The organism is Paenibacillus sp. FA6, assembly GCF_051550225.1.
Classification (GTDB): domain Bacteria; phylum Bacillota; class Bacilli; order Paenibacillales; family Paenibacillaceae; genus Paenibacillus_AQ.
This window is the reverse complement of the sequence record NZ_CP188820.1, coordinates 332,790-350,340: the sequence shown is the minus strand read 5'-3', so window position 1 is coordinate 350,340 and position 17,551 is coordinate 332,790. Positions and strand designations below refer to the sequence as shown.

Here is a 17,551-nt window from a genome sequence, read left to right as displayed (position 1 = left end):
ATCATTTATTCCACTTGTACTGCGTTTCACATTGTAGCTAGTTGCTCCAAGGGACGATGTCCATGTGAGTCTCACCTCACTATTGCTAGGCATCGCCGTTAATCCAGTTGGTGCCGCCGGAATGGATGCTTCGACTGGGATAGCAGACACCCTATTGGATTCGTCACTGGAACCCGCTTCATTATGCTCGATAACTACAAAGTAAACGGTCATCCCGTTGGTTAATCCCGTAACCGTATGGATGTTCGTGTTCGTATTCAGAACATCAGTCCTCAAATCTGATTGATCATCTTCTGTCCAATAGTTCACTGAGAACCCGCTTGCCTTCTTACTAGGGTTCCAGTTAAGAGTCACTTCTTCGTCACCTGCCACTGCTTGTAGTCCTTCGGGAGCCGTCGGCAATAAAGGTATAGTTGGGTCCGCATCGCCCTCATATACGATTGCTATGCTATCTATAACTACCTCAGCCGTACTAGAAGCCCAAAGTTGGATGAATGAATTCGCTGTACCGACTCCAGAATCGATAATGATTTTGCCTGCACCAATGTCATCCGCACTATTTTTATATACTTCTGAAGAAGTACCATGGATTGAATTAGCCGTGCCACTCGTATTGTTATCTACGAATACTTGGAAATTTCCAGGACCGCTACTACTAGAGAAATTAATAATCATTTGATACGGTATACTCAGATCAAACACACCACCAGGTGTGCTCTCTGTTGTTGTTAATGTATTGGATAACGCACCTATTGCCATTCTCGCATTGCCCAATTTCACTGTGCCATTCACTTCATCGACTGAAGTTCTAGAAGCTCCAGATGTTGAAATATACATGGGTTTCGTTGCTTGATTGGGCAATGATACATATCCTGCTGTGAACAAATTGGATTGGGTTGCTCTATCGAAATCATCGAAGAATACCGGACCTGGAAGTTGAGCACCGGGTTCTTGCGGTGTTGCGCTCACCTCATTAGAACGATCTGATCCCACCCCACCAATTGATGCTGTGATGACATAATAATAGACTGTACCATTCATGACATCTGAATCTACATAGACGGTTGAGCTTACATTCGTTTGGATCACATCGTACGGTCCCCCGCTTGATAAAGAACGTTCTACCATATAATGATCCGCATCGTTGATAGCATTCCATGATAAACTGACTTGTTCATCACCTGCTGAAGCCACCACGATCGGAGCAAGTGGCGTCGTCGGATCGGGTGGATTTGTAGGACCCGTTGGATCCGCATCTCCCTCATACACGATGGCTATACTGTCAATGGATACTGTTGCTGTACTTTCAGTACGGAGTGCAATGAATGAATTCACTGTTCCAACATTAGGTTCGATAACGATTTTCTCTGTACCAATATCATTAGCTACCTTTTCATAAACTTTCGAAGAACTTCCGTGAATGGAGTTGGCCGCACCTGTCGTATTATTATCTATATATACTTGGAATTTCCCAGCACCACTACCGCTAGAAATGTTGATGATAATCTGATAAGGCTTACTTAAATCAAAGGCACCATTTGGTGCTTCGAGTGGTGTAGTGCCTATAGTAGATGAAGCACCTATTGTCGTTCTTGCTCCAGCTAAAGTCACTGTACCATCAGTAGCTGTAACCGTCCCACCTGTTTTAAGATACATTGGCTTCGCTGGATCATTCGGCAACGTCATGTATCCCGGTGTAAATAAATTAGCTGTAGTTGCACCCTCCAAATCATCAACAAAGACTGGGCTTCCCGATCCAGCTGCACTTGCAGCTGACATCCACATATTCGGCATTAGCAAATTCAACAACAATGCCATACACACTAAGAGACTTGCAGTTCGTTTCAATCCCAAATCATCAAACCCCCATCAACTTAAATTTTGAAGAACGCACTTTTTTTGAAAGCGCTATCAATAATTAAATCATATGAGTTACCATCCATTACAACCATAATCATCTGATCAGAAATGTACAATTAAGAGGTCAAGCAGGCTCTTTCATGGATTCCATGCAGAAAAGTGTTCATATGATTATCGGGCACCTTGAAAATATACCTTGGGGATATTGACAGCTGAAAACAAAAGTGGATCGAAACACAAAAAGACCCATAAAATAGTCACTTCTTTCAAAGCGTCCATCTTACGGGTCACAATTTCACTAATCACGTTCTATCATATCTGTAATACTCTCGTGCTTAATCCACTAATCTAACTAGGCTGTATTTCTTCTTACCTTTACGAATAATGATGAACCGGCCGTCGAATGATTTGTCTGCAGACACTTCCGTGTTTAGATCTACTACTTTTTCACCATTCATAGAGATAGCCCCATTAGTAATATCTTCTCTTGCCTGACGCTTCGATGGTTCGATACCTAGATCTACTAACCAATCCACAATATTCTTTGTTTCTTTAGTCGCTTCGAAAGTCGGCATTTCTTTGAACCCTTGCTCAATTTCATCCGCTGTTAATAATTTCACGTCTCCACTGAATAAAGCTTCCGAGATCTTGATCGCTTGCGCCAAAGCCTCTTCACTATGAACAAATTTGGTCATCTCTTCAGCAAGTACTCGTTGTGCTTCACGTTTACCTGGTTCTGTATTCACTTTATTCTCTAATTCATGAATGACGTCTTGCGTTAAGAATGTGAAGTATTTCAAGTATTTAACGACATCACGATCATCTGTATTCAACCAGAATTGGTAGAACTCATACGGTGATGTTTTATCAGGATCTAGCCAGATCGCCCCGCCTGCTGTTTTACCAAATTTCGTACCATCTGCTTTCAACATTAATGGAATCGTTAATCCAAATGCCTTCGCTTCTGAGCCTTCTTTTTTACGAATTAAGTCTAGACCACTTGTGATATTCCCCCATTGATCAGAACCACCAATTTGTAATTGAACACCTTCTTCTGCATACAGATGATGGAAGTCCATGGATTGAAGAATTTGGTATGAGAACTCGGTAAATGAAATTCCAGTATCTAAGCGACTTGATACGACATCTTTGGCCAACATCGCATTGATGCTGAAGTTCTTCCCATAATCACGTAAAAAGTCAATCACGTTAATCGTATGAGTCCAGTCGTAGTTGTTCACCATTTTTAGTTGATCATCGTTATCGGCAACGAATAGCTTCTTCATTTGTGCTGTAAGTGCGTTCACATTGTCTTGTACTTGCTCTAATGTCTGTAATTGACGCTCGTCTTGACGTCCACTTGGATCACCAATGGTCCCTGTTGCTCCACCAATTAAGATCACAGGCAAATGTCCGAATGATTGGAATCGTTTCATCACCATGAAAGGAATTAAATGTCCAATATGCATGCTATCCCCCGTCGGATCGACACCGCAGTACAAAGTAATTTTCTTCTCATTAACTAATTCGCGTAGCCCTTCTGCATCTGTCTGCTGATTAATCGCGTCGCGCCATTCTAGTTCATCAATAATATTCATGTTACTCATCGTCATCAAGCTCCTTTTTATAATAAAAGTTGTCCATACGCAAAAATCGCCCCTATGTCTACAATAGACATAGGGACGATTCATTAACCGTGTTACCACCCAAATTGCATAAATAGTGTTACTACCTCTATTCATACCACTCTTAGCAAGAGTATCGTTTGCTAGTCCGCTTAGTGTTACCTAAGATACTCCAGAGTGTAATTCGCAAGTTTGTTTGTACTAGGTCGCATCAACCCCTAGCTTTCTGAATAACAGTGACAGCTTGCTACTAATTCCTTCAACGTATACCGTGTATTAGATTAAAGTCAGTATAGAGAATGATTAGCCCGTTGTCAATTCACAATCTGCAACATTCATCTATCTCTTGTCATAACTATCCGTTTTATCATACAATTGAACTATTCTAGTACATAAGAACTATTCTAACAGATAGATTGGAAGGAGAAATACATATGGGTTTCTTTAAAGGACTTGGTAACTTCGCAGGTGAAGTGACTGGCAAAGTCATCGGTGGGAGCGTCCGTGTAGTTGGTGAGATAACAGGTAGTCATTTCGTCAAAGAGATCGGCGACGGTGTTGAGAAAGCTACTATTATTGCAGGAAGAACTGCCGGTAACTTGGCAAGTGGTATATATGATACAGCGGCAGGTGTGATCACTAGCAACGAAGAACAATCCAGCAATGGAATGAAAGATATCGGTGGTGCTGTTACTACAACAGCCAAAGGTGTTGTTGGTACTGTAAAGTATACCTATAACAATGGCAAAGATATGGTAGTTGGCTTCGTGGAAGAAGATAATGAAAAAATAAAAAATGGTGCCAAAGGTTTAATAAAAGTAGCTGCTGTAGCTACTTTGGCCGTTGGTATATTGGATTTCGTAGATGGCGCGGATGGTGTGGACTCCGTTGAGAGTTCCTCCATCGAGAATCCAAATATGCATGATGTTGAACCACATTACGTGAGTGGTTATGAACGTGCGGATGGTACTCATGTCGATGGCTATTTCAGAGATGGCGATGGAGATACGCAAGTCGATAATCCTGACGGTGGCTATTCTCAGCATAATCCTAATTACAAAGCATAACTAACTACCCATATAAAGACAGTCGCTCGAATTCTTTATTAGAATTCGAGCGACTGTCTTTTCATTATTTAAGGGCTAACCTTTAACTGATCCAGCGGCAATTCCTTCGACAATGCGGTCACTCATGAGTAGGAAAGCTAACATTATTGGCAGAATACTAATGACTAATGTAGCGCCAATTGCTCCCCAATCCGTTGTGTACTGTCCGATAAAGTTCTGGACACCAACAGTCAGTGTTTTATATTTATCTGAGCTGATGAATGTGTTGACGAATATAAATTCGTTCCAGTTATAAATCATATTAATAATTCCAGTAGTTGCTATGACAGAGGAAGTCATTGGAAAGACAATTCGAAAAAATATCCGATTGATTGAAGCTCCGTCCACCACGGCCGCTTCCTCAACTTCCTTCGGCAAAGCGTAGTAAAATCCAAGTAGAATCATAATGGTGATTGGCATATTAAATGCAACATACGCTATGATAATCGATATAGGATTATCTATTAAATTAACCTTTTGAAAGATACTGAACAATGGAATCAATGTTGAATGGACTGGGATCATCATTCCTACCATGAATAGACCTAGAACGAATGAGCTTGCCTTCCATTTCATCCGCGTCATCGCAAAGGTAACCATGCTAGATAGCAATACGGTAAGCACCAGAGCTACACCCGTCACCCATACGCTATTGAGGAAATAGCTGCCTATATTCCCTTGAGTCCATGCGTTCACATAGTTCTCCCAATGTGGCTGTGCTGGTATCGCAAACGGGGCCATATCGAATACTTCTTGATTGTTCTTCAGCGAGAATATAAACAACCAGATCAACGGTAAAATTTGCAGAAGTGCTACCATAATAAGTACCAAATATAAAATACTATAACCAGCTTTACTTAAAGTCCTCCGCCCCAACCCTATCTCATTCACTGGGTAAGCCGTCACCGTGTTCGTCTTCATGAGGGTACCTCCTCTCTTATGAATATTGAATAGTGTCTTTAGAGGCAGTTGCCTTACGAATTAGGTACGTCACGACCAAGCAGATGAGTAACAGGAAGAAGCCTATCGCACTACCATAGCCGAAATCAAAGCTTCTAAAGGCTTTATGATACATATAGGATGCCATCACTTCACTCGATCCATTGGGACCTCCATCCGTCATCACGTAAATAAGATCGAAATATTTCAGAGATCCAACGACAGCCAAGACAATCGTTACTTTGATGACCTCTGTGATTAACGGAAGCTTAATTCCATAAGCGATTTGCCATCCGCTTGCTCCATCGATTCTCGCTGCTTCCACTAATGACTCAGGAATATTCTTCAATGCGGCATAGTAGATCAGAATGTAAAACCCTGCGTATTGCCACAAGATGGGTACAAAGAGTGATAACATGACGATCTTAGGATCAGCCAACCATAATGGAGGATTCTCAATACCAAGTGATACCAAGAAGGTGTTCACTACTCCATTCGTCGGATGATAAATTTTCAGCCACAACTGAGCGATTGCTACGGAAGATAGTAGCATGGGAACTAAATAGATTTTCCGAAGTAGGTTTGCACCTTTTATTCTCCCAGACAATACGATCGCAATGAGTAGATATCCCAATAGGCTAATGACCGAAAATGCTGCGAGTAGCAGTGAATGATAGGCGCTCTGCCAGAAATTTGAATCTTTCAGAAGACTAGTATAGTTATCTAGGCCGATAAAGGTCATTGCGCTTATCCCATCCCACTGATTCAGCCCATAATAACCCGTTAATATAATTGGAATGTATATGATTCCCATAATGAGTAGCAGTGAAGGTAGGATGTATAGTGCAATGATACCTTTGTTAGACATGACTTTGTCCATCTGTCTCGTCCTCTCCTTCCCTAGTGTATATCTCGATGTATGAAACGCCTTCTTACTTAATTTCCTTTCTCTATAGCTTCCATATGTTTCTTCGCAAATTCTGCTGGGGTAGCTACCTTACCGAATAATGCCTGGATCATATTCAAATGTTCTTGAGCAGCATTCGGTTTCATTTGCACATCAGCAAATAGTGTAATGCTACTAGCGCTATTCAATTCATTAAATAGATCAATATACAACTGTGGTAAAGATCCTTGTGTTGTATCTACCTTCGTTGCTGGGATAACTCCCGCTGCTGTTACGGACTGCTCGCCCCACTTGGAGACAAAGTATTCAACAAAGGCTTTGGCTTCATCTTTAACCTTAGATTGTTCGGCTACGAATAGACCTACACCAGGACCACCGACCCAACTGTTAATATTCCCTTTTCCACCTTCAACGGTTGGAAACTTGAAGAATCCAATGTTATCTTTGAATTCTTGCGGGATATCTGGGTTGCTCGTGTAGTTCGGTAGTTCCCATGTTCCCATGAGATACATAGCAGCCTTACTATTCATGAATTCGGATTTACCTTCATCGTTGGAAAGTCCGTTAAAACCTTTGTTGAAGGCATTCATATCTACTAAAGTCTGAATTTCAGCTGCTGCTTGAATTAGACCTGGATCATCAAATGAACCTGAACCGTCAATCGCCTTCTTAAGGGTTTCATTCCCCGCGATGCGATCTGCTAAATACATATACCATAATGACCCCGTCCAGCGATCCTTGTTCCCAAGGGCAATTGGAGCTACATCATTCTCTGTTAGCGTTTTCACAACTTGCTTGAATTCATCGTACGTTGTGGGAACCTGAAGATTATATTTAGCAAAAATTGCTTTGTTATAATAAATTGGAGAAATATTCAGTTCAATGGGAAGTGCATATGTCTTGCCATCCACGGCATATGCTTCCGTGGTGCCGCTTACGAATTTATCCTTTAGTTGTTCCCCGCCAAGAATATCATCCAACTCTGCGAACAGGCCACCTTTTACATAAGGCTCCATAAATCCTGCCGCCCATGTTATTCCTACATCTGGTAGCTCATTAGACGCGGATAACACTTTTAATTTGTTCTTATATTGCTCATTTTCTAGAATCTCTTGCTTGATGGTCACATTAGGATGATCAGTCTGATACTGATTGATAATTTCACTTACAAGCTTATTCTGCTGTGCTGAGCTTCCTGCTGGCCACAAATGCATCATATTCAAGGTGACTTTCTGTTCAGTTCCACCCTTCGATGCACCGTTCGTCTCTTTTCCCTTATTACCGCTAGCCCCACCACACCCAGACAATACAACCATCATTGCAAGTACAAGTAGCAAACCAGAAGTTATCTTCTTTCTAGACATCACTTCAACCCCTTATTCGTTGTCGTACGGCTATTGTAACCGTTCACATTTATATCTTAGCACGGGCGTTGAAAGTCCATAAGGTCACAATCATTTGGGAAAACTCCATTATTATTGGATCTATTCTATCTCGTCTTGCTGCCCAATATGTTGTCTATATCTGCTTGGGCTAATCAATTCCAATGACTTAAACACTTTGATGAAATATTTATCGGTCTGATAACCTACCTTTAAAGCAATCTCACCAATAGGCATTCGGGTCTGTGTAAGTAGCACCTTAGCTTGTTGAATCCTACTACGCGATAGGTATTCACTGAATGTAATTCCAGCCTGTTCTTTGAATAGTACGCTGAAGTAACTGGCATTCAAATGAAGCAACACCGCAAGCCCACTCAGGGTAATCGGCTCTTGCAGATGTCCTTCCACATACGCCATGGCCTCACGAACTGGCGTACTCTGGCCTTCATTCGAATCATCTAACCCCAATAACTTCTTGTCGACTAGCTTCTCTATATTCTCTCTGCGCCTCCTATCCACTCCCACTTGCAATGCCTGCTGTACGACGCTCAGAAGCTCTTGTTTATCTAATGGCTTAAGTAGGTAATTGATTGCACCGAATTGAAGCGCCTTCTGCGCATATTCGAATTCTGCATAACCCGAGATAACGATCACCAATGGCTTATGGGGTTTATCTTGAAGTGAACGGATTAAATCCAGACCACTAACCTCCGGCATCCGAACATCTGTAATCAATAGATGAGCGACATTATGCTGAAGCCACTCCATGGCCTCTACTCCGTTAGATGCCGTTTCAACTCGGTAAGGTTGTTCAGTCAGGTACGCTTCCAGCGTATTCCGAATTCCCTCTCGAGTTCGAGGCTCATCATCCACAATCAGAATCGTCTTTATCAATCTCATCGTCCTCCTTGTTCACTTGGTATTTCAAAAACAACGGTAGTTCCCTCCGATATACGACTGCTCAAGCGTAATCCTTCTACTTCTCCATGATCTCCTTCATAGTAAAGCTTCAGGCGCCGCTGGACGTTGACAAGACCTATACCTGTTCCCTTAGAAGAAATAGACGGTCCACCTTCCAACGCATGATATAATTCCTGAAGCATTGCCTCATTCATACCCAGACCGTCATCTGTAACGGTTACCGTTGTCCAACCCACACTTTCGGATGGCACCACACTGACTGTAACCCTACCTGGTTTAACCTTACTTTCCACCCCATAAAGAATCGCATTCTCGACGATCGGCTGAATCAATAATTTCGGAATAGGAACAGACATAGACTCTGGCGATACATCTACATGCCAACTCAAGCGGTCTCCAAGCCTCATCTGCATAATTAGTAAATAGCGTCTGACCTGCTCCAATTCTTCACCGATCGTGACCCACTCGTCATGATTCGGATTACTGATCGTATAGCGAAACAATTTGGACATGGCAACGACCAGACTAGCTAATTCCTCCTCACCCTTCTCCTGAAGCGACCAATTAAATGCTTCTAATGTATTGAATAGAAAATGTGGATTGATTTGCGCCTGTAATGCTTTTAACTCGGTACGACTCTGGAGCATTTCTTTCTCATACACAACACGAATCAGCTCATTCATATGATTGACCATCTGATTATACGTATAGTTCAATTCACTTAGCTCTATCGTGTATACCGACTCGTGATTGGGTGTAAGTACACCAAATCGAGATTTGCGCATCGCTTTGATCAGTTGGATAATGGGACGAGTAATCATCGTAGACAAGATGAAGGACATAATTAGGAATAGCAATGCTCCAATACCCCCCGACGCAAACAGAACGGTCTGAAGCATCGAGATACCTTCGGTGATATATCGAACAGGTGTTAATATAATGAGTGTCCAATTGGTCTTCTCCGAATGTTGCTTAACCATCACATAGTCCTTACCCTCAAACGTCACCGTCTGATTCCCACTGTCCATGAGAGGTTCCAAATCAGCATCTGTTATCCCATTTGAATTAAGCATCCGTCCAGTATCATCTACTAACAGGATAAATTCCCCTGCCTCATTAACTATTTGTAGCTCATTCAGTTGAAAATAACTCCGTTGAATACGTACGAGTATATAACCACCTCGAGAGAACCAACGATCCATTAAACTGACCTGCCTGATAGCCAGGATATAATCCGTATCATTCGGATCAATTCCCATCCAGACTAGCCGTCCCTTCTGACGATTCGCCTCTTCAATATAACGTTTGTCTACCCGACTGGATAGCGTACTCTCCCCCATTGGAAACAGTAACTTATTATCCGAAGTATACAGCTCCAACGATTCTACATCTGTGGTATATGCTTGATAACTTCCAACGATTTGTAGCAAGGATTGACGCTCGTTAAACGTGCCGGGTTGCCCATCTAATTCTTTCACCAGCAGCTGTTGAACGTATGAATTCGTCGCTACTTGCATTGTCATGCTATCAATCTGCGCAATTAATGCATCCAATCTTCCGGTGGCTTGTACGGCTGTTTGCTGGATATGCTTCTCTGTGTTGTCTTTAAGGAGTGTTGATACTCTATCGTAGATAAATACTCCCGCGACACAAATAATAATGAGCATAACTATAAAGAAACCTAAGAATATCTGATTCCTAAGCGTATTGAACTCCCTTAATCTCCCCATCTCACTGTTCATCCCCATAGTGTATATATTGTTGATTACTTCTTCCTAGATAACTATAACAATACCATTGTAAAAGTACGACAATCATTTGGATATAGGAGCATATTACTAGTGATTCGAAAGAAAAAAGACACCTGCTGCTTACGCAAGTGCCTTCCCCATAGGGCATCATTCTCATATCGCCAATAATTTTGTTTAATGGACATGCCATTACTTTACGCGAGCTATCTCCGCTTCAATCGCTGCGACTAAATCTTCGTAAGAAGAGCTAGGAAGGAGCCTTCCGTTCACCATAAATTTAGGGGTGCCATTGACACCTAAGGAGCCGGCTAGCTTGAAGTCTTCTTTTACATCTAATGCATGCGTATGGTTTTTCAGATCACTTTTAAATTGATCATAGTCTATGCCCGTGATATTATCTTTTACAAATTGAAGCAAGAATTTCTCCGTAGCCCAGATGTCCTTCTCAATACCCTGGTTCTCAAACAGTAAGCTTTTATACTGCCAGAATGCGTCATTATTTTGTTGATAAATACTTTCCCCAGCAGCCGCAGCCAATATGGAATCTCGATCAATAAAGGCGAAATTCATGAAGTATAAATCAATCTTATCTGTATCTACAAATTCCTCTTTTAATTTCTCGAAATAAGCCCCATCCCACATCATACAAGCTGGGCATTTAAAATCAGCAAATTCTATAACCTGTATCCCTGTTGTGCCACTTCCCAAATGTGGTTGCCTGCTGTAATCAATCTGATCTAGATTCATTTCTCCACGAATTTCAGTATAGTTCGGTAAGTCCTCTAATGCTGAAGAATTCTGCGACTTATTAAGTACAGCCATCAATACCAACAGAGCAACCAACACGACAGCGAAAATAATAATCATATATTTAGAGCTAGTCTGTTTCATAAATTCTCCTTTTAACTATTAGTGGGAGTAAGTATAACAGAATAGCAGCCCTTCATTCGGTATAAAAAGTCACCTTCTGCCTCCACCATTCACTATTAGGTGCAATACGTACAACTAAATTCAACCCAATCCCTCTGAAGCTAACTTTAGTTGTATGGACTACATCTAAATTACTGGAAACTTCACTTTTCAGCGTTATCGCCATTTTTAACTGTCCTTTGTACAACTAATTCTCTCTTTCCCTACCTTTCCTGCTAATTAAATGTACTTTCTGCATCTATTCTAGCCTCACCTTCACTACCTTATATAGACTTTTAATAATCATAAAGGGTAGAGCGGGAAGTCCTCCAAAAAATTTACACTTTCTATTATATGAACAAAAAAGACCATAGACGCAAAGCGTCCATGATCCCTTTTTGCTACCTTATTTCCTCAAACAATCTTATTACAGCTGAACGATGACTTCTATTTCTACTAGAGCATCTTTCGGTAAACGCGCTACCTGTACGGCACTACGAGCCGGATAAGGCTCTGCAAAATACCCGCTATATATTTCGTTCACGACTTGGAAATCATTCATATCTTTTAGAAATACCGTAGATTTCACGACTTGATTCATACTTCCGCCTGCAGCCTCAACAATGGCCTTCACATTATTTAATGATTGCTTTGTTTGCCCTTCAACTGTTTCTGGAAATAATCCCGTACTAGGATCGATCCCAAGTTGTCCCGATGTGAAGAGTAAACCCCCAACTTTAACGGCTTGTGAATAAGGTCCAATGGCTTGTGGTGCATCATTTGTTTGAATAATTTCTTTGTTTGTACTCATCGTCATATCTCCTCCATCTAAATATTTCCTAGTCTTCATCAGCATATTAATTATTGTGCAACTTTCTGTTCAGTATCGAATTCCTTCAACATTTCTTGTTGTTGCTCTGGTGACAACTTGGCAATACCGAAACCAGTGTAGCCCCAAATGGTGGCGAATATAATACCTGTCCAACAAAGTACTGCCCAAGGCAAGTAATCTAATGTCGCCACACCGAGCGTTCCGGCCATATAAGCACCTGCAGCTGTCCACGGTAAGATAGGCTCGATAATGGACGCAGAGTCTTCGATGGTTCTAGATAAGTTCTTCGGATGTAAACCTCTACGGATATATGTCTCACGTAACATTTCACCAGGCATAAGAATTGAAATCTGACCATTGCTTGTAATACCGATCATAGCCATACCAACAGCAATCGTCGAAAGGATCAACGAACCTGTAGAATGAACCATTCTCATCAATCTGTTAATAATAAGATCCAGTGATTTCGTTACGGAAACCGTTCCCGCAAACACAATGGCACTGAAACAGATAAGCAATGTACCCATCATGGAGCTCATACCTCCACGGTTGAGCAAACGAGGAATATCTGGAATGACATTAGCAATATCGAAACCAGCCGCACTCACCATGGACAGGTCAAATCCACCCACTGCAGACACCATAACGTCTTGAATCGAGAAACCTTGGAAGATCATAGCATTCGCCATAGCGACAAAGGATGAGATCAGCATAACAGGGATCGTCGGTTTCTTCGTAAGAGATCCTCCCAAGACAATAAGTATCGGAAGAATAAGTAACCAATTCCAGCTAAATATCGTATTGAGTGTACTCATAATTGTACCGACTTTTTCCGGAATTTCAACTCCGGCTCCTCCTGAGTTTAAACCAGTAATGACATATACAATCGATGCAACAATAAAAGAAGGAATGGTCGTATACAATAAGTGACCTATATGTTCGTACAGATTAACTCCGGTTGCTAAAGCGGCAATGTTCGTAGTATCAGAAAGCGGAGAAAGTTTATCCCCGAAGTATGCACCCGCAACAACTGCACCAGCGACAGCAGCCATATTCGCATCCATTCCGGCCGCAACGCCCATGAACGCAACACCAATCGTTCCGGCAGATCCCCAGGACGTTCCTGTACAAATCGATACGATGGACGTCACTAAGAATGCCGTAATAATTAGAAATTGAGGATTAATAATCTGTAGCCCATAATATATCATCATTGGAATCGTACCGCCAACCATCCAACTACCGATCATGAATCCAACCGTGATCAAGATAAGAATGGCGGGCATCGTCTTAGCAATCTTTTCTGATATCGAACCTAGAATATCATCATATGAATGGCCCAATTTAATAGCGACTATCCCTGCGACAACCGCTGAGATAATAATCAATGGTTCTGGAGGAAGTTCAAACAATACATATCCCAAGCTTAGTAGTAGGATCATTGTAAAAACAGGTATTAATGCTAAGAATAATGTTGGTGGTTTTATGACCTTTTCCTTTTTTTTCTTTGATTGTTGTGGTTGCTTATCTTGTTTGCTTCCCATGTTGTTCACCTCGAAATAGTATTTAGTACGCTGCCGCCATACGCTGTAAAGCTTCTTCCAATGTCACCCGCGACGTTGCTACATTTAAACGAATAAACCCTTCACCTTGCGGTCCGAAGGAGGTACCGAAACTCACACTAACTTTAGCGTCATCTAGTAACCACCGCTTCAACTTCTCGTCTTTCTTATCAAAAGAAGTACAATCAATCCACAGTAGATAGGTTCCTTCCGATTCAACAATATGCAACTCTGGAAAATGCTCAGCAAAGAATTCTTTTACGAAATGAATATTACCTTCAATATAGGCTTTCACTTCTTCCAACCATCCGTCACATGCAGTATAAGCCGTTTCACAGACCGGCACTGCGAAGAATGTTGGGTTGTGAATGCCTGCTTCAACTAGACCTTTCTTGAATTCCGTCCGCAGATCCTCATTTGGAATAATAATGTTAGCGATTTCCAAGCTTGCCAAGTTGAATGATTTGCTTGGAGAAGTGCAGATAATGCTTCGCTGTGCGATTTGCTCGGATAGTTTAGCAATAACAGTATGCTCATAGCCTGGACGTACGAAATCAGCATGAACATCATCCGACACAATCAGAACATCATACTTCGTGCACAAGTCGGCTAGTTGAGTTAATTCTGTTACCGTCCATACGCGTCCAGTCGGATTGTGAGGCGTTACTAACAGCAGTATTTTGACACCTTGCCGCATATGGAGTTCCATATTATCGAAATCTAGTTCATAACGACCATCCCGATAGATCAATGGACTCTCAACAAGCTCGCGTCCATTCTCTGAGACTGCCTTTGCAATCGGTTGATAGGCTGGCGTATGCATGAGTACACGATCACCGATATCCGTAAATTTTTGCAGAATAATAGAAACGGCTTGTATAATTCGTGGACTAAACACAATCCACTCTTGAGGGATATTCCAGTCATATGCTCGCTTCATCCATCCCTGTACGGCCGCATAATAAGGGGGATATAAATCGGTGTATCCGAATATGCCATGTTGCGCCATCTTTACGCTCACATCAATAATGGCTTGCGGGCCACGTAAGTCCATATCTGCTACGGACAACGGGATCACTTCCTGACCATACTCTGCGACTAACCCATCCCATTTAGCACAATTGGTTCCGTATCTGTTAATTACTTCATCAAAATTAGTATTCATAATTTCCCCTCTCTACAAGCTTCTATATTATTCCGATCAATCTTTCACCTTTTGTAAGTAGCGATATACCGTTGGTTCGGACATATTACATGCCTTCGCAACTTGTACCACACCGCCTTTAAGTAGAAAAACACCCTCGTCATTAAATTCTTTAATTAATTCCATCTTCTCTTGGGCAGATAATCGTTCAGGTGACACAGCTGTTCTAGACATGACCGTCTCAATCATGTGTTCCAATAAGTCATCCATATTTCCTTGCAAGTATTCAGAAACAGGCTTCTCGACTGCACCAGATTCTAGCACTTTCGGGCTAGGCGGAAAGGCTCCTCCACCTTCTAACAAATCTTGAATCCACTGAGCTGCTGTATCTAAATGGGTTACGTCGATATTCAAACACATCATACCGACCAATACACCGCTTTCATTCTTAATAAAATACGTCGACGAGCGAAATGTCTGACCGAGTGACCCTTTACCTTTATAGTTCGATATGAACTGTTGCTCGTGATAGGCCCCTCCTTTAAGAATCTTCAAGACAAGGTCTGTCGAGCCGTCCCCCACTTTTCTCCCACTGATGTGACCGTTTTCAATATGAACAATCGAGCGTTCTGGATTACTAATATCATGAACAACCACTTCACATTTAGGTCCGACAATGGATGCTATGAATGAAGCCATCGGGTAATACTTCACCAAAAGATGTACGTTATTATTCTCCATAGGATGCCGCCTCCAGCTAGATTCACTTAACTAACAATTAAGTATTCAATTTAAAAGAATAAATATGATAATTTATTATCTTGATAACATATTATCATCAATATTAATCGTTTACAACCCTTTTCTACAATAAATTATTATATTGATAAAATATTATTAATCATCAATAAAAAAAGACCTGCTAGCACTCGCAAATGAATAACGAATGTAGCAAGCCGTTTGCTTCTTTCTATACATGCGAGTTCAAAAAGTCAGGTTTTCAGCACCGAGAAGATTGGATGAAGAGAGGGAGTGAGGAGCGGAGCGTAGGCAATACCTACGTGAGCACCGGAAGGACCGGCTGAATTCAATCTTCGATGTCGAATATACCTCTCGATATACTTCGTGATCAAAAGATGACTTTTTGAACAACCTCTATACTTCGAATGGATAACGGAGTCCCCATTGTCCGCGTACCTGATCAAGTATTTTCATAATACCTAGCGATTCTTCCAGCGTCATGACTGGACTCTCTGTAAGACCTTCAATCAGACATCTGCCCACTTCTTCTGCCTCAAATGTAAATCCTTCACATTCACGATCATCCGTGAACCGCTCCACCTCTTCCCCACCCACATGAAGTGAGACGGTTTGAGCATTAAAGAAAGATGGGACATGAATCGTTCCTTCCGTTCCATGAATATAAACTTCGTTATTAAGTTCGAGCCGGATTGCCCCGTTCAACGATGCCGTTCGACCAGATCCATAGGATAAAAGAATAGAGAATTGCTCGTCTACGCCTGTCTCACCAATATGTGCTGTACTTGATATCGTCTGCGGCTGTGCTCCAAATATCATAGATGCGAACGATATGGGATAAATCCCGACGTCCAGCAACGCTCCCCCACCTAAATTCGGGTTAAGAAGTCTTCCTTCAGGTTCCCAGCCACTACGGAATCCAAACTCACCTTTCACTAACTGTACATCACCGATTCGCCCGTCCTTTAGCCACTCTCTGACCTTCATAATAGGAGGTAGGAAACGAGTCCACATGCCTTCCATTAGGAATAACTTATGTTCCTGCGCATAACGTACCAGTTCTTCTAACTCGCCACTATTCACAGTAAAAGGCTTCTCACATAACACGGCTTTACCTGCACGCAAGCAAGTCATCACACTGTCTTTATGAAAAGGATGTGGAGTTGCCACATATATTGCATCCACATCGGGATCACTCACTAATTCCTCATAGCTTCCATAGATTCGGGGAATATGGTGTTGTTCAGCAAATCGCTTGGCACTATCCATCGTTCGAGATCCAACAGCTACACACTCGCCATTCCTTGCATGGACTAAATCCTTCGTAAACTTACCTGCAATCCAGCCTGTACCTAATATCCCCCACTTGATTTTCTGTCCAGTCGCTTGTACCATGCTGTACCTCCTCAAGTCTAATGATGACTATATTCTACCAAATTCAATAAGACAAAAGAAGCCTGAGCCCTACTATACTCATATGTGGTTGGATTCGCTATTAAGAAGAGACTACTTTCGGCGTCCTTGGTGAAAGAGTTCATATAGTGAAGATTTTTAATTTTAAGTTTCCGATGCCAGTGATACATTGTATCGCTAGCAGGTATGAGCTGCATCACCATCATCAGTCACCTTCCGCCTCCACCATTCACTATTAGGTGCAATAAGTACAACTAAATTCAACCCAATCCCTCTGAAGCTAACTTTAGTTGCATGGAGTACATCTAAATTACTGGAAATTCCACTTTTCAGCGTTATCGCCATTTTTAACTGTCCTTTTTACAACTAATTCTCTCTTCCCCTACTTTTCCTGCTAATTAAGTGTACTTTCTGCATCTATTCACTTACCTTCACTTACCT

The 17,551-nt window shown here is 41.7% G+C and carries 15 protein-coding genes, 1 pseudogene and 1 other annotated feature; of the genes and pseudogenes, 1 reads left to right on the top strand and 15 read right to left on the bottom strand.

What is annotated here, in order from left to right:
• Window positions 1-156: 156 nt before the first annotated feature.
• Together ACP8HI_RS01605 and tyrS are read right to left on the bottom strand one after the other, a co-directional pair.
• Window positions 157-675 (bottom strand): annotated as a pseudogene (locus ACP8HI_RS01605) (fibronectin type III domain-containing protein); the annotation flags it as partial.
• 1,520 nt (window positions 676-2,195) lie between these two features.
• Window positions 2,196-3,458 carry a tyrosine--tRNA ligase gene (gene tyrS, locus ACP8HI_RS01600; RefSeq protein ID WP_438351672.1) on the bottom strand — a complete coding sequence of 421 codons (1,263 nt, stop codon included), beginning with the start codon at window positions 3,456-3,458 and terminating at the stop codon, window positions 2,196-2,198.
• Window positions 3,459-3,535: 77 nt separating this feature from the next.
• Window positions 3,536-3,757 (bottom strand) — a binding site (T-box leader).
• Window positions 3,758-3,919: 162 nt separating this feature from the next.
• Between tyrS and ACP8HI_RS01595 the strand changes: the two genes are divergently transcribed.
• Window positions 3,920-4,552 (top strand): hypothetical protein, encoded by a 633-nt coding sequence (locus tag ACP8HI_RS01595; RefSeq protein ID WP_438349413.1) that lies wholly within the window; start codon window positions 3,920-3,922, stop codon window positions 4,550-4,552.
• Between the two features lie 75 nt (window positions 4,553-4,627).
• Here the strand turns inward: ACP8HI_RS01595 and ACP8HI_RS01590 are convergent, their stop codons facing one another.
• The 13 genes from ACP8HI_RS01590 to ACP8HI_RS01530 all read right to left on the bottom strand — a co-directional run bounded on the left by ACP8HI_RS01590 (window position 4,628) and on the right by ACP8HI_RS01530 (window position 17,455).
• Window positions 4,628-5,512, bottom strand: a complete 885-nt coding sequence (locus ACP8HI_RS01590; protein ID WP_438349412.1) for a carbohydrate ABC transporter permease — start codon at window positions 5,510-5,512, stop codon at window positions 4,628-4,630.
• A 16-nt stretch (window positions 5,513-5,528) separates the two neighbouring features.
• A complete protein-coding gene (locus tag ACP8HI_RS01585; RefSeq protein ID WP_438349411.1) occupies window positions 5,529-6,410 on the bottom strand; it encodes a carbohydrate ABC transporter permease in 882 nt (293 codons plus the stop codon).
• A gap of 56 nt (window positions 6,411-6,466) precedes the next feature.
• A complete protein-coding gene (locus ACP8HI_RS01580; protein WP_438349410.1) occupies window positions 6,467-7,801 on the bottom strand; it encodes an extracellular solute-binding protein in 1,335 nt (444 codons plus the stop codon).
• A 120-nt stretch (window positions 7,802-7,921) separates the two neighbouring features.
• The gene (locus tag ACP8HI_RS01575; protein ID WP_438349409.1) at window positions 7,922-8,719 is read right to left on the bottom strand and encodes a response regulator transcription factor; all 798 of its coding nucleotides are present in this window, start codon (window positions 8,717-8,719) and stop codon (window positions 7,922-7,924) included.
• Complete coding sequence (locus tag ACP8HI_RS01570) at window positions 8,716-10,488, bottom strand: cache domain-containing sensor histidine kinase (RefSeq protein ID WP_438349408.1); 1,773 nt, start codon at window positions 10,486-10,488, stop codon at window positions 8,716-8,718. The genes ACP8HI_RS01575 and ACP8HI_RS01570 overlap by 4 nt, the downstream gene beginning before the upstream one ends.
• Before the next feature lie 192 nt (window positions 10,489-10,680).
• Window positions 10,681-11,382, bottom strand: coding sequence for a DsbA family protein (locus ACP8HI_RS01565; RefSeq protein ID WP_438349407.1), 702 nt, complete (start codon window positions 11,380-11,382; stop codon window positions 10,681-10,683).
• Between the two features lie 52 nt (window positions 11,383-11,434).
• A complete protein-coding gene (locus ACP8HI_RS01560) occupies window positions 11,435-11,587 on the bottom strand; it encodes a hypothetical protein (RefSeq protein ID WP_438349406.1) in 153 nt (50 codons plus the stop codon).
• Window positions 11,588-11,827: 240 nt separating this feature from the next.
• On the bottom strand, window positions 11,828-12,211 hold the full coding sequence (locus tag ACP8HI_RS01555) for a RidA family protein (protein ID WP_438349405.1): 384 nt from the start codon (window positions 12,209-12,211) through the stop codon (window positions 11,828-11,830).
• Between the two features lie 50 nt (window positions 12,212-12,261).
• Window positions 12,262-13,776, bottom strand: a complete 1,515-nt coding sequence (gene nhaC / locus ACP8HI_RS01550; protein ID WP_438349404.1) for a Na+/H+ antiporter NhaC — start codon at window positions 13,774-13,776, stop codon at window positions 12,262-12,264.
• Window positions 13,777-13,798: 22 nt separating this feature from the next.
• Entirely contained in the window at window positions 13,799-14,959 is a 1,161-nt protein-coding gene (locus tag ACP8HI_RS01545) for a MalY/PatB family protein (protein ID WP_438349403.1), read from the bottom strand.
• A gap of 36 nt (window positions 14,960-14,995) precedes the next feature.
• Complete coding sequence (locus tag ACP8HI_RS01540; protein WP_438349402.1) at window positions 14,996-15,679, bottom strand: helix-turn-helix transcriptional regulator; 684 nt, start codon at window positions 15,677-15,679, stop codon at window positions 14,996-14,998.
• Between the two features lie 414 nt (window positions 15,680-16,093).
• A complete protein-coding gene (locus ACP8HI_RS01535) occupies window positions 16,094-17,092 on the bottom strand; it encodes a Gfo/Idh/MocA family protein (RefSeq protein WP_438349401.1) in 999 nt (332 codons plus the stop codon).
• Window positions 17,093-17,287: 195 nt separating this feature from the next.
• Window positions 17,288-17,455 carry a hypothetical protein gene (locus ACP8HI_RS01530; protein WP_438349400.1) on the bottom strand — a complete coding sequence of 56 codons (168 nt, stop codon included), beginning with the start codon at window positions 17,453-17,455 and terminating at the stop codon, window positions 17,288-17,290.
• Window positions 17,456-17,551 lie beyond the last annotated feature (96 nt).

Excerpts from the sequence above, each read along its gene's own strand:
- tyrS (WP_438351672.1), bottom strand. The coding sequence starts at position 3,458 with ATGAATATTATTGATGAACTAGAATGGCGCGACGCGATTAATCAGCAG.
- ACP8HI_RS01595 (WP_438349413.1), top strand. The coding sequence starts at position 3,920 with ATGGGTTTCTTTAAAGGACTTGGTAACTTCGCAGGTGAAGTGACTGGC.
- ACP8HI_RS01590 (WP_438349412.1), bottom strand. The coding sequence starts at position 5,512 with ATGAAGACGAACACGGTGACGGCTTACCCAGTGAATGAGATAGGGTTG.
- ACP8HI_RS01585 (WP_438349411.1), bottom strand. The coding sequence starts at position 6,410 with ATGGACAAAGTCATGTCTAACAAAGGTATCATTGCACTATACATCCTA.
- ACP8HI_RS01580 (WP_438349410.1), bottom strand. The coding sequence starts at position 7,801 with ATGTCTAGAAAGAAGATAACTTCTGGTTTGCTACTTGTACTTGCAATG.
- ACP8HI_RS01575 (WP_438349409.1), bottom strand. The coding sequence starts at position 8,719 with ATGAGATTGATAAAGACGATTCTGATTGTGGATGATGAGCCTCGAACT.
- ACP8HI_RS01570 (WP_438349408.1), bottom strand. The coding sequence starts at position 10,488 with ATGGGGATGAACAGTGAGATGGGGAGATTAAGGGAGTTCAATACGCTT.
- ACP8HI_RS01565 (WP_438349407.1), bottom strand. The coding sequence starts at position 11,382 with ATGAAACAGACTAGCTCTAAATATATGATTATTATTTTCGCTGTCGTG.
- ACP8HI_RS01560 (WP_438349406.1), bottom strand. The coding sequence starts at position 11,587 with ATGGCGATAACGCTGAAAAGTGAAGTTTCCAGTAATTTAGATGTAGTC.
- ACP8HI_RS01555 (WP_438349405.1), bottom strand. The coding sequence starts at position 12,211 with ATGAGTACAAACAAAGAAATTATTCAAACAAATGATGCACCACAAGCC.
- nhaC (WP_438349404.1), bottom strand. The coding sequence starts at position 13,776 with ATGGGAAGCAAACAAGATAAGCAACCACAACAATCAAAGAAAAAAAAG.
- ACP8HI_RS01545 (WP_438349403.1), bottom strand. The coding sequence starts at position 14,959 with ATGAATACTAATTTTGATGAAGTAATTAACAGATACGGAACCAATTGT.
- ACP8HI_RS01540 (WP_438349402.1), bottom strand. The coding sequence starts at position 15,679 with ATGGAGAATAATAACGTACATCTTTTGGTGAAGTATTACCCGATGGCT.
- ACP8HI_RS01535 (WP_438349401.1), bottom strand. The coding sequence starts at position 17,092 with ATGGTACAAGCGACTGGACAGAAAATCAAGTGGGGGATATTAGGTACA.
- ACP8HI_RS01530 (WP_438349400.1), bottom strand. The coding sequence starts at position 17,455 with ATGGCGATAACGCTGAAAAGTGGAATTTCCAGTAATTTAGATGTACTC.